The following is a 12,383-nucleotide window of genomic DNA, read 5'->3' on the forward strand; positions in this document are numbered from 1 at the left end:
TACGCTGCGAATGCACGGCGGGAGGGTTCTAAGCTCATGTTGCCTGTGTTCGACGGGGGTGAGGCACTCCCCGCCACAAGGGGGAAACGTATGCGGCTGCCCGGACGACTGACGATGCTGGCGGTGATGACTCTGATCGCCGCTCTCGCGGTCGTCGCCACCCCGGCACGCTCGGAAGCTGCGCCTTCTGGCGCATTCAACGCCGAGTACCTCATCTCTGATGCGAACTTCTACGACTCTCGTTCGATGGACGAGGGGGCGATTCAAGCCTTCTTGATTTCGAAGTCGTGCTCCCCTCGCGATGGAGTGCCATGTCTCGCCGACTACCGGCAAGACACGCAGAGTCGCGGGGATGCTGGCGCGAACCAGTGCGGCGCCTACGCGGGAGGCGCTGCTGAACCAGCCTCTCGCATCATCGCCAAGGTCGCTCAGGCGTGTGGCATATCTCCGAAGGTCCTCCTGGTGCTGGTGCAGAAGGAGCAGTCCCTGATCACCAATCCGTCGGCGCGCGGCTATCAGTACGCGACCGGTGCCAACTGCCCCGACACCCCGCAGGGGTGCGACGCCGCCTACAGCGGCTTCTTCATTCAGGTCTACTCGGCGGCCTGGCAGTTCCGCCAGTACGCCAAATACCCGAACTCCTGGCGTTACAAGATCGGTCCGTCGTACGTGCAGTACAGCACTAACACTGCCTGCGGTGGATCGACGCTGAACATCCGCAATCAGGCGACGGCGAACCTGTACATCTACACGCCCTACCAGCCGAACGCCGCCGCGCTGGCGAATCTGTACGGAACCGGTGACGCCTGCTCGACGTACGGCAACCGCAACTTCTGGCGCACGTACTTCGACTGGTTCGGATCTCCCACGGATGCTTCGCCCATCGGTGCCGTCGAGAACATGCAGCCGGTCCCGGGTGGCATCGGAGTCTGGGGCTGGGTCGTGGACACGGACACGCCGGATCCGATCATGGTGCACGTATACGTGGACGGCCAGATCGCCACCGGCGGTCTGGCGGATACCCCGTGGGCGAACGTGAATCAACGCTTCGGGTCGGGGGACCGGCATGGTTTCGTCTTCACGGCACAGGCGTCTCCGGGCGATCATCGCGTGTGCGTATACGCGCTGAACGTCGGGAGCGGGTCGAACACGGAGCTGGTGTGCTCGAACGTTCGAGCCGGTGGCGGGAACCCGGTCGGCGCGGTCGAGAACATCCAGCCGCAGCCCGGCGGGCTCGGCATCTGGGGGCACGCGGTCGATCCCGACACGACCGAGCCCATCTGGCTCCACGTGTACGTGGACGGCAGTTTCGCGGGCGGGTACCTGGCGGACGTCGCGCGGGCAGATGTCGCGCAGCGCTATCCCGGCAACGGCGACCGGCACGGATTCGGCATCAGAGTCCCCGCCGCGTTGGGGAGCCATCGTGTCTGCGTGTACGCGCTGAACGTGGGGGCCGGAACTGCGAACACCGAGATCGGCTGCGCGACAGCCAGCGTGGGCGGGGATCCGGTCGGCGCCCTGTCGACCGTCTCCAGCGGACTCCAGCGAATATCGGTGGCGGGGTGGGCCGTAGACCCGGACACCACGAACCCGATCTCCGTGCACGTCTACGTCGACGGTCGGATGGCAGCTGGGCTGGGCGCGGACCGCCCCGGTTCCGACACCGGTATCTATGGTGCGTTCGGCAACACCCACGGCTATGCGGTCGATCTGCCGGCGTCCAACGGGCGACACGAGGTGTGCGTCTACGCGATCAATGTCGGCTCCGGTCGAACCAACACCCAGATCGGTTGCCGAGCGGTGGATGTCGGCGGCAACCCGGTCGGGCGCGTTGAGAACGGACAGCCAGGCTTCGCCTCGATCGGCGTGTGGGGATGGGCGTATGACCTCGACACCCCCGATCCGATCGGAGTGCACATCTACATGGACGGCAAGATCGTCGCCGGTGCGACGGCAAATGCCCTGCGCCCGGACGCGTCGGAGATTCCGGCCGAGTACGGCGACGGCCACGGCTTCGGGGCCACCTTCCCGGCTTCTCCCGGATCTCACCGCGTCTGCGCATACGCCCTGAACACCGGGCACGGCAACGTCAACACCGAGATCGGATGCTTCACGACGACGGTCAGCGGAACCCCCGTGGGGGCCATCGAGAACATCCAGCACACGGCAACGGGCTTCGGGGTCTGGGGCTATGCCGTCGATCCCGACACGAGCGTGCCGATCCCCGTCCATATCTACGTCGATGGAGCGTTCGCCGGCGGCGCGGTCGCGGACCAGTTCCGGTCGGATCTGGCCCAGCGATTCCCTGGGTTCGGCGGGTCTCACGCCTTCGGTACGAGCGTGCCCGCGGGTCCGGGAAACCACCGCGTCTGCGCGTACGCCATCAATACCCCCGCGGGCACCAACCCGGTGATCGGATGCGTGGACGTGGTTCGTCCGTGATCGCCTCAGACGCCGGCCGGACGGAGGTACCGCGCCTGCCGAGGGTCTGGCTCATCGCCCACTCGGTGACACTCGCCCTGGTGGCGGTCGTTCTCGTCGTCGCAGGGCGCGGCCAGTGGTTCTTCTACGACGAGTGGGACTTTCTGCGCGCCGATGCGGAGTGGAGCCTGCTCGCGCCGCACAACGGCCATCTGAGCCTGTTCCCACAGCTGCTCACGACCCTCGTCAAGCTGGGTGCGGGGCTGCACAGCTATTGGCCCTACCTCGCGCTGACGATCATCGCTCACCTCGCCGTGATGCACATGGTGTGGCGGGTCATGATGCGCACCGGTGCAGCACCGGCGATCGCTCTCGTCAGCGCGCTCGCGTTCGGGGTGCTCAGCCCTGGTACCGAAAACACCCTGTGGGCCTTCCAGGTGGGTTTCATCACGCCGGTCGCGACCGGAATCGGGGCGCTCCTGCTGGCCAACCGCCCGGAATTGCGGATCCGCGAGACGGTCGGAGTCTGCGTCCTCCTCATCGTCGGAGTCGGATTCGCGAGCACGGGGCTGCCCTTCGTGGTGGCAGTCGTCGGCCTCATCATCGTCCGGCACGGCTGGCGTGCGGCGATCGCACCCGTCGGTTCCTTCGTCGTCGTGTACGGGTCTTGGTACCTGGTCTTCGCCCGCGGCACCACGGGCTCGGACGGCTTCGGAGCGAAGTCGCTCGGTGATGTGCTGATACGGATGCCAGAGTTCATCCTGCAGGGTCTCATCGACAGCCTCGCCAAGACGCTGCCGTCGGCGGCGCTCGCGGCACCGCTGGTCGTCGCCATCGTCATCGGCGCCGTGCTCGATCTGCGTCGCACACCGGTGCGAGAGGTCGGCCCTGTGTACTGGCTGGTGGTCGCCGCCGGCGTCTTCGCCGTCCTGACGGCGTACACGCGCGTCGGCCTCGGGGTGGAGAACGCCTCCGCAGGACGGTACGTCTACATTTACGGCGCGTTGCTGACGCCACTCGTGGCACGTTTGCTATCAGGGCTCGTCCGACGCAGCATCCTGGCGACGATCGTGGTGTGCGTGATGGTTCTCGCCTACGCCGGATTCAACGCGGCTGGGACCGTGTCAGCCGGTCGCGCGCAGGCCGAGCTAGAGCAGACCGTGAAGCGCACGATCTCGGCGGCGCTGTCGATCGACGACGGCGGTGACGACCTGTCGAATCGGACTCCGGCCGCGCTCGTCGCGCCGACCCTGACGATGGCCGACATCCGGGACTTCGTGGCGCGCGGATACTTCGAGCCCGTGCCCTTCGGACCCGAGGACCTCCTGGCCGCGGAGGTGAATCTTCTGCTCACGCCGGAGAGCATCCCGGGCGACGAGCCTCCGGCTGACGCGTGCGTTCCCGCGCAGGAAGGGTGGATTCCCGTCCGCCTTGACGAGGACGCGGTGTGGGTTGCGCAGTCCGGCATGGTGCGTGTCATCGCCAACGACGGGCCTCTTCAGGGTTTCGGCACTCAGATCCCGTTCTCCGGGGCGGGCCTGCACCGCCTTGATGGGATCGATGATGATGTCGCCCTGCGTCTGAACGTGGAGGACGCAGGCGGGGTCTGCGTGGTAGCCGATCGCTGACCCCGCTGGGCGGCGTCAGCTCTCGGCGGAGTCGACCTTCGAGACCGCCTGCTGGGGGTGATCGACTTCGTGGTGTTCTTCGATGTACGTCACGGGGTCCTGACCCGGTGAGTGGGGGAACACCCAGAGCGTGTAGAGCACGTACCGGAGTCCGGTCGCCACGGCCTGACCGATCAATGTCCCTGCGATGTTGTCGGCGACGACACTGTCCAGCCCGAGGACATACCGGGAGAATCCGAGGCATCCGAGCTGGACGACGATCGCAATGACGTTCACGACAACGTAACGCCCGACCTGCCCCCAGCTGACGGGGGCCTTGCGGTCGCGGTACGTCAGCAGCTTGTTGCCGGCGTAAGTCACCGCGAGCCCGGCGACGACGGCGATCGTCTTCGCGGCGAGCGGATAGGTGTACAACGGGCCCTCGCCGCCGGCGAACACGAGCACGTTGTAGACGATGGCGTCGACGACGAAACCGAGACCGCCGATAGCGAGGAAGATGCCCCCTCGGCGGATGTTGCGGATGATGAAGTCTCGCAGATGTGACGTGTCCGGCATGAGCATCGCGCGATTGTTCCTTCCAGGAAGGCCGAACGGCGTGCGTGGGGTCGAGCACCCCACCGCACGCCGCTCAGTCGTCAGATCGTACCTTCAGCGACCGCGTTCTTGATCCACGGGATGACCTCGTCGAGCATCTCGTCGAGGGTCGTGGTCGCCTCGAAGCCGAGGACCTCCTTGGCCTTCGTGACATCCGGCACGCGTTTCTGGACGTCGTACTCGAAGGCCGGGTCGTGCACGATGTTCAGCGGAACGTCCGGGCCCTTTATCTTGCGCCAGATGACCTCTGCGAGCTCGGTGACGGTGTGACCGACCGGCGTCGAGATGTTGAAGTCGGTGTTGAGCGCGGCCGGGTGGTCCAGGCTGAGCACGATGCCGCGAGCGAGGTCGCCACCGTACGTGTAGTGACGCACCTGGTTGCCCTCGCCGAGGATGTGCAGCGGGTCCTGGCCCTTGAGGACCTTCTGCACGAGGTCGGGCACAACGTGGCTCATGGCGAGCTGGACGTTGCCCGAGTGGATCTCGACGTCGCCGAGAGCGCGGGACTCGCCGATGCCGACGCAGTTGAACGGGCGCAGGATCGTGTAGTCGATGTCGTACTGGCCCTTCGCTGCACGCGCGAAGTACTCGACAGCCAGTTTTTGGAAGCCGTAAGACGACAGCGGCGGAGGGACGATGAGTTCGTCGCCCTCCTTTGACGGCCAACGGTCGGTCGACTCGAAGACCATCGAGGACGACATGTAGGTGACCTTTTTAAGCTTGCCGCCGGCCTTCTTGGAGGCGATGGCGGCGTCGCAGGATGACGCGATGATGCGCTCGTTCGCGGCGATGAGGTCGTACTGGTAGGTGTGGAAGTACGAGATGCCGCCGATGAGCGCCGCTCCCGCGATGAAATGGTCGCAGTCCATCAGCAGCTCGGTCATGCGAGCGGTGTCGGTGACGTCGGCGATGACGAGCTCGTAGTTCGGGTTGTCGTCGTACGACTTCTTGACCGGACCGTACTTGGAGTAGTTGTCCACTCCGACGACCTGGTAGCCCTGGCGAAGCAACTCTTCGACCACATACCCACCAATGAAGCCGGCGGAGCCGGTGATCAGGACCTTTTCCATTACCTGTTTCCCTTCGTGCCGCGAGCGGCGTCTGCGACCTCCGCGAGGGCCAACGGGCGGCCGAACGCGAAGAAGTACCAGCGCAAGTATTTGGGGATCCACTTGCGCAGCTGGAAGTTCGAGGCCCCAGCGGTGCGATCAAGCCAGATCGTCGGCAGCTCCGCGACAGGAAGGCGGGCGCGGCGGGCCTTCGCGGTGAGTTCGAGGCCGATCTCGAAGCCGTCACGGGACTGAATCGTCACCGTGCGCACGAAGTCGGTGTTGTAGGCCTTGAACGAGTTTGTCGCGTCGCGCGTTCCGATGCCGGCGAACAAGTGCAGCGAGTTCCCCGCGAGGCGCGAGAGCGTGCGCTTGAGGCGAGGACCGCCGATCTGCTGCCCGCCTGCCATGTACCTGCTGCCGGCGGCAACGACGACACCACGTTCCACCAGCACGGTGAGCTCGTCGATCTGACGGGGGTCGTCGCTTCCGTCAGCCATCGTAACGACGACCGTGGGGGCTGATGCGGTGTCGAACCCGTACCGGATCGCCTGCGCGGGACCACGTCCATATGTGTTCACGACGCACCGGATGCGGTCGTCTTCAACGGCGATCCGCTCCACAACCGGGATGGTCGTGTCCTCCGGCGTGTCTACGACCACGAGGAGCTCGAAGGGAAGCGAGACGGTGGCTGCGACGCGTGACAGGAACGGCGCGATCTCCTCGCCCTCGTTATACGCGGGAACGACGATCGATACGCGCGGCGTGGCGCTCAAATGAGCACTCCGTTGCCGAGGATATTCCAGACGTCGGCGACCGGCTTGTCAGTCTCAAGGTCGCGGTACTCCTTGTGAGGAGTTGCGACGATGAGGATCTCGGCGCGGCTGAGCACTTCGTCCAAGGGAAGAAGCGAGGAATCGATAGATGCCGGGACGTGAGGGTCGGTGGCGATGACCTCGTGGGCCTTGAAGCGCAGCACGCGCTGAAGCTTGTACGACAGGCTCGAGCGGATATCGTCAGAGCCGGCCTTGAAAGCCATCCCGAGGATTCCCACCGTCATCTTCGACAGATCGTGTTTCTGCTCCAGCTGACTGGCGATGTAGAGCGGAAGCCCCTCGTTCACGAGCATCGCGGAGTGCCCGAGCTGGAACGTGTTGTCGCTGAATGCCGCGAGCTGCATCGTGTCCTTGAAGAGGCACGGACCAGCGGCGAAGCCGGCGCCCGGCATATCCTGCGCCCTCGGGTAGTCCTGCGTCAGACCGGCGCGGACGCGCTCGAAGTCGACGCCCTTCGAATTGGCCATCATGTAGAACTGATTCACAGCGGCGAACTTGATGTAGCGCCACGTGTTCGTGAAGAGCTTGGCGAGCTCCGCTTCCTCCGGGCTCAGCTCGACGATCGACTCCGTTAGGGCGCCGAAGAGCGCACCGGCGCGGGCGATGGCTTCGGGCGTGTACCCGGAGACGATCTGCGGCAGTTCAAAGAGCTCGGTCATCGCCTTGTGCTCGGCGATGCGCTCCGGGCAGAAGGCGACATCCATCTCGATGCCCATGTCGGCGACCATGTCACGGACGAGAGCAGTCACGCCGGGGTAGATGGTGCTCCGCAAGGCGAGGAGCTGACCGTCGCGGAAGAACGGTGCACAGGTCGCAAGGGCGCGAGGGATCGCGTTGGGGTCCGGGTTAAGGTGCTCGTCGACGGGCGTGCCGATCACCACGATGACGTTCTCGGCCGTTGCGACCACCGACGGGTCGGTCGACGCGGTGAGCATGCCTGCAGCGACGACGGTCTCGAGGACCTCGTCCGCGCCAGGCTCGATGAACGGCATCTGAGCCTGCCGGATGCGCGTGACGGCACTTTCCGCGACGTCGTAGACGACCGTGCGCTTTCCACGGCTCGCCAGCGCGATGGCGAGGGGAAGTCCGACGTGCCCTCCGCCGCCGACCACGACGACGTCGTTCTCGAATGCCATTGAATTCTCCACTCAGTCCCAGACAACCTGGGCAAGAATACCCCAGTGGCACGCCCGCCATTCGCACGAGGGGTTCCCACCCGTACCTAGACTTAGCGGCATGCGTGCTCAGTCCGGTCTGCTGGCGGTTCTGATCGGGGGCGGCGTTCTTCTACTCGCGGCCTGCGCTCCCGAGGGCGCGGCTCCGACTCCGTCGTCGTCGCCATCCGTCGCGGCCACGGCGGAGACATCGGAGCCCTCCTCAGCCCCGTCGGCGACTCCCAGCGTCGAGGTGCCGATGACGCCTGATGCGCCCGACGTGGCCGGTCTGCCGGAATGCTGGACGGTTGCAGCCCCGGACGTGACCGTGTCGGGGACGCAGTCCCCACAGGAGTTCCAGGAGCAGAACCCCGGCCTCGTCCAGTCGGGAGCACCCGCGACCTGCTCGCTGTTCAGCGAAGGGTCACAGGTCGCCGCGGCCGACGAATGGATCGATTCGTTTGTCGCCGCCGGTTGGACGGACGGCGGCGTGCAGAAGGACGACGTCTACGTCAGCCGAGCCGCCGAGTCGGCGAACGGCCTGGTCGTGAGTTACCTCGTCTCGGTCGAAGGCGGCGGTCGGGCGCCGATCTCGCAGTTCATGCTGTACACCCGATGATCCGCCTGCCGCACGCGAGCGCAGAAATCGAGCCATCACCTCATCCCCGATCTGCCCCTTTGAGATCGCGCAGGTCCTCACGAGATCGCGCAGGCGGTCTTCGCCCCGCCATCCTGCGCTCGTCCGGGCCGCGCAGCTGAATCCTGCGAGTCGGACGGGAGGCGCGGGGCTCAGGCCGGAGCCGCACCCACCTCGAGCGGAGGCATCGGCTGCCATGAGGCATCCTTCGCGATCTTCCGTCCGTCCCTCAGACCGCGGAACAGGTTCGATGTCCCGCGCACGGTCCGCTCGACGAAGAAGAGCCGGATGATCTCCTTGCCGAACGTCAGCGTGGTACCGAGACCGAACAGCAGCGGCTTGTAGACGTCGAGCGATCGGTAGTACTTCTTGATGTATGCCCGATTGCGCATGATGTAGTAGCGGTAGGCGTTGCTCGAAGCATTCATGTGGCGGATGCCCATGTCCCACTGCTTGATCTCACGCGTGCGCCGCAGCACGAACTCGTCGACGATCACCGACTCGGTCTTGCGAGAGGCGAGCCAGCCGTACATCTGGTCGTCCCAGTAGATGAAGAACCGCGGGTCGGGCAGGCCGATCTGGCCGACGATGTCGCGGTGGATGAACATGCCCTCGAAGCACCCCGAGTTCATCGGCTTGTAGCCCGACTCGTCGAAGTGGGCGGGAGCGAACGGAATGGGGATGCCGAGGGGCTCGGCAACGCGGTACTGCCAGTAGAACTCGCTGCCGTCGTAGTCGTAGCGGCGGCCCTGGATGCTCTTGAAGCGCGGCGCCCACTTGCCCATCTTCGCCAGGCCATCGGGCAGCACCTCGACGTCGTCGTCCATGAGCCAGATCCATTCCGAGCCGAGCTCGTAGGCCACACGCATGCCCTCGCTGAACCCACCCGAGCCCCCGGTGTTGGTCTCGAGTCGGCGGTACACGAGCGCGGAGGGCTCGAGGCTCTCACGGAAGGACTCGACGACGTCTGTGGTGTCGTCGGTCGATGCGTTGTCGATGATCACGATGTGCCCCGGCTTGGGGTCCATCTGCGTCATGCTCGTCAGGAGGCGCGTCAACAGGCCCGACCGGTTGAACGTGACGACGGCGATGGTCGCGGTGGCGGGGTCGAACTGCGCGGCGGACGAGGCGTGGGTCACGGGAGGTCTCCGGAGAAGGGTGGCGGGCGCCGAGACGTCGGGCCGGAGAGAAGCCTACCCTGCCCCGGTCCTACTCACCCTGGGCGTGAGGAAGCCCCGACCCCTCCGCGCCGCCCGCGCCACCGGCATCCGTTCCGGCACCGAGGCTCTCGCGCCACGACCGCGACTGGCCGGCCCTCACAGCGCACAGGACGAGCATGAGCCAGCCCAGCCCGGTGAGCGTGAAGCTCTCGAACATCGAGTCCACGAGGAGCGCCACGAGCATGAGGGGCGTCCAGGCGTAGACGACGGACCGGCGCTCGCCGGCGACGAGCCACGACCTCGCCAGGGCCAGCGCGCCGAGCGCGAGGAAGAGCACGAGCCCGACCCAGCCGAGCTGCAGCGCCACGTCGAAGTATGCGTTCAAGCCCGTGGCGTGGTTGGTGTCGAGCCAGAAGTTGATGGCGTTGAAGGGATACTCCTGCTTGTCCCAGACGCCGAACCAGCCGAAGCCCTGCACGGGCTTCTGGCGGAGGATGTCGACCATGAAGTTCCACAGTTCGACGCGCATCGAGAAGTCGGTCCCGGCGCCCAGCAGCGCGATGATCGGATGCCGCGCCGCATAGCCGACGAACACGCCGATGACGACGAGGGCCCCGAGCGCGAGCTGCAGGCCGGCTCGGCGCTGCGGGCGCGCGTGGCGCACCAGGGCGAGTGCGCCGACCGCGAGGCCCACTGCGATCGCGAGGACGACCACGGTGGGCGAGTCGCTCAGGGCGGCCATGCCGCCCGCCAGCACGACCGAGACCACCGAGAGCCCCGGGGGCACCGACTGCGTGCGGTACTCGATGAGGAAGGTGATGAGGGCCATCACGGCGACGAAGCCCAGGAGGTTGCGCGTGCCGAAGATCCCCTGCACGGGCCCGAGCTGGGCGAGGTTTCCCTGGATGCCGAGGAACGTGAACGGTGTGTCCAGCAGGATGCCCGACAGCAGCTCGAGGGCGAGCGAGAGGCCCAGCAGCACCCGCAGGACGTCGCCGAGCGCCCTGACGGTCTGCAGCGTGTCGCGGACATGGCCGATGACGACGGCGAGGAAGGCGATCGCCGCCAGCGACATCCAGTTCCAGAACGACGCGCCGCTGTCGCTGCTCCAGAAGATGCTGGCGAACGCCCAGCCCACGAACACCACGACAGTGGTCGGCACCAGGCGCAGCAGCGAGATCTCCCGGCGGCGGGCGACCATGACCGCCGCGCCGAACACGCACAGTCCCGTGACGACGGTGACGTAGGTGACGCGGCCCGCGATCCGCTCGATGGCGAAGGCCGAGAACACCGTCGCGAAGACGACGAGGGTGAAAGCGCGGGCGAAGGATGCCGAGGCCAGCAGCGCGCCCAGCCACCCGGGCGACGCGGACTGCGACGCGTCGGTCACGCGCCGCGCCCCGCGGGGCGGCGCGGGGACGCGGGTTCGCTCCCCGGCTCGCGGCCGGATGCATCCTCGCGCGCGATCGCCTCGCCCCGCTCGATGGCCGCGCTCTGCTCGGCGGGCCCCACGCCGACGTGCGGCGACTGCTTGATCTTGGCGCCGAGCATGACCACGAAGAGCCAGCCCCACAGCAGAAGCGGGCTCGACTCGGCGAGGCCCTGCACGAGCAGGATCGCCCCGACGAGGGTGGGCAGGAGCGTGAGCGGGGAGTACGGGCGGTCGGCTCGGAGATCCCAGCGGGGCCGGTCGATCGCGAAGAACCAGGCGCGCCACACGAATGCGAAGTACAGCAGCGCGAGGAGCACGACGCCGATGATGCCCAACTGCATCGCGACGTCGATCCACATGTTGTGCGCCTGCATCACCGTCTGGCCGTGATCGATGATCCAGCCGTCGAAGGCGGGGTCGGAGGGCACCCAGGGCGTCGCGAAGCCCCAGCCGGTCCAGGGTCTCTCGGCCGCCCGGCTGCGCACCGCGTCCCAGATCGCCTCGCGTCCCGTGAGGTCGGCGCTGCGGCCGAGGGCGGTGAAGATCGTGTCGCGCAGCAGCCACAGCGCCACAAGTCCTCCGACGCCGACGAGCGCGTACGCGACGTAGTACTTCGTGCGCTCGCCCGGCTTGGTGGCCGTGCGCATCAGCAGCACGGTCACGAGCACGACGGCGACGGCCGCGGCCGCGAGGTAGGCGGTCGCCGAGCCGGCTCGCACGAAGAGGTAGCTCGACAGGCCGATCCAGATCCACAGGAACGTCCGTCGCGGCGCGCCGGAGGCGAGCCGGATGGCGAACACCACGACAGCGAGCAGGGCGACCGGCGCCAGCAGGTTGGCGTTGCCCATGATCCCCTGGAGGCGGCCGGGGAAGTCGAAGAGGTTGTTGCGCGACCAGTACTCGATCGGGTCGTCGGCCTTGTCGACGACGAACCCGGGGAGGATCGGCGCGCCGATGAAGACGGCGACCCACAGCTCGAAGAGGATCGAGAGCGCCATCACCCACTTGAGAGCCGACGCGACCGCGCGGACGAGCTCGCGCCACGTGAGCACGCTGCCGATGAACAGCGCCTGGAGGGTGGTGATGTACAGCAGGAGCAGCGTGACGGCGGTGGTCTGCGGCCACGCCGACCAGACGAGCGACAGCGTCGCCCATGCCACATACGCCACGACGAACCAGGGGAGGCGCCGCCACTGCACCGGCGGACGCACCACGATCCACAGCACCGCCGAGAGCACGCCGCCGGCGATGGTGATGACGGCCGTGGGCAGCTCGCCGAACGCGTTCACCCACGCGGTGCCCGAGAGCGACATGAACAGCACGAAGATGCACCAGCCGCGCAGCATGATGTGGCCGGTCTTCTCGCGGACCGGCGGTTCCGGCGGCGCCGACGCCGGGTGCTTGGAGTAGACGGCCATCGCTCTCAGGGTACCCCGGGCGTTTCGACTCGCCTGGCTGGTCGAACGGCCCGG

The 12,383-nt window shown here is 66.8% G+C and carries 10 protein-coding genes; 3 read left to right on the top strand and 7 right to left on the bottom strand.

What is annotated here, in order from left to right:
* The first annotated feature begins 90 nt into the window (after nucleotides 1-90).
* Together IM767_RS11450 and IM767_RS11455 are read left to right on the top strand one after the other, a co-directional pair.
* A complete protein-coding gene (locus IM767_RS11450) occupies nucleotides 91-2,442 on the top strand; it encodes a hypothetical protein (protein WP_162564255.1) in 2,352 nt (783 codons plus the stop codon).
* Nucleotides 2,443-2,522: 80 nt separating this feature from the next.
* Complete coding sequence (locus IM767_RS11455) at nucleotides 2,523-4,049, top strand: hypothetical protein (RefSeq protein ID WP_194398869.1); 1,527 nt, start codon at nucleotides 2,523-2,525, stop codon at nucleotides 4,047-4,049.
* A 15-nt stretch (nucleotides 4,050-4,064) separates the two neighbouring features.
* Here the strand turns inward: IM767_RS11455 and IM767_RS11460 are convergent, their stop codons facing one another.
* The 4 genes from IM767_RS11460 to IM767_RS11475 all read right to left on the bottom strand — a co-directional run bounded on the left by IM767_RS11460 (nucleotide 4,065) and on the right by IM767_RS11475 (nucleotide 7,664).
* Nucleotides 4,065-4,610, bottom strand: a complete 546-nt coding sequence (locus tag IM767_RS11460) for a GtrA family protein (protein WP_239453257.1) — start codon at nucleotides 4,608-4,610, stop codon at nucleotides 4,065-4,067.
* A 74-nt stretch (nucleotides 4,611-4,684) separates the two neighbouring features.
* Nucleotides 4,685-5,713 carry an NAD-dependent epimerase/dehydratase family protein gene (locus IM767_RS11465; RefSeq protein ID WP_109209941.1) on the bottom strand — a complete coding sequence of 343 codons (1,029 nt, stop codon included), beginning with the start codon at nucleotides 5,711-5,713 and terminating at the stop codon, nucleotides 4,685-4,687.
* Nucleotides 5,713-6,468: a glycosyltransferase gene (locus IM767_RS11470; protein ID WP_109209942.1), complete on the bottom strand. Its 756-nt coding sequence runs from the start codon at nucleotides 6,466-6,468 to the stop codon at nucleotides 5,713-5,715. Before IM767_RS11470 ends, IM767_RS11465 begins: the two co-directional genes overlap by 1 nt.
* The gene (locus IM767_RS11475; protein ID WP_109209943.1) at nucleotides 6,465-7,664 is read right to left on the bottom strand and encodes a nucleotide sugar dehydrogenase; all 1,200 of its coding nucleotides are present in this window, start codon (nucleotides 7,662-7,664) and stop codon (nucleotides 6,465-6,467) included. Before IM767_RS11475 ends, IM767_RS11470 begins: the two co-directional genes overlap by 4 nt.
* Before the next feature lie 100 nt (nucleotides 7,665-7,764).
* Here IM767_RS11475 and IM767_RS11480 point away from each other — a divergent pair, with 100 nt between their 5' ends.
* Entirely contained in the window at nucleotides 7,765-8,301 is a 537-nt protein-coding gene (locus IM767_RS11480; protein ID WP_162564256.1) for a hypothetical protein, read from the top strand.
* A gap of 170 nt (nucleotides 8,302-8,471) precedes the next feature.
* Here the strand turns inward: IM767_RS11480 and IM767_RS11485 are convergent, their stop codons facing one another.
* The 3 genes from IM767_RS11485 to IM767_RS11495 form a co-directional block, all read right to left on the bottom strand.
* A complete protein-coding gene (locus IM767_RS11485; protein ID WP_109209945.1) occupies nucleotides 8,472-9,458 on the bottom strand; it encodes a glycosyltransferase in 987 nt (328 codons plus the stop codon).
* A gap of 70 nt (nucleotides 9,459-9,528) precedes the next feature.
* The gene (locus IM767_RS11490) at nucleotides 9,529-10,869 is read right to left on the bottom strand and encodes an O-antigen ligase family protein (RefSeq protein WP_109209946.1); all 1,341 of its coding nucleotides are present in this window, start codon (nucleotides 10,867-10,869) and stop codon (nucleotides 9,529-9,531) included.
* Nucleotides 10,866-12,329: an O-antigen ligase family protein gene (locus IM767_RS11495; protein WP_109209947.1), complete on the bottom strand. Its 1,464-nt coding sequence runs from the start codon at nucleotides 12,327-12,329 to the stop codon at nucleotides 10,866-10,868. The genes IM767_RS11490 and IM767_RS11495 overlap by 4 nt, the downstream gene beginning before the upstream one ends.
* Nucleotides 12,330-12,383: the final 54 nt, after the last annotated feature.

Origin of the sequence: Microbacterium ureisolvens (genome assembly GCF_015278315.1) — a bacterium.
Classification (GTDB): Bacteria; Actinomycetota; Actinomycetes; order Actinomycetales; family Microbacteriaceae; genus Microbacterium; species Microbacterium ureisolvens.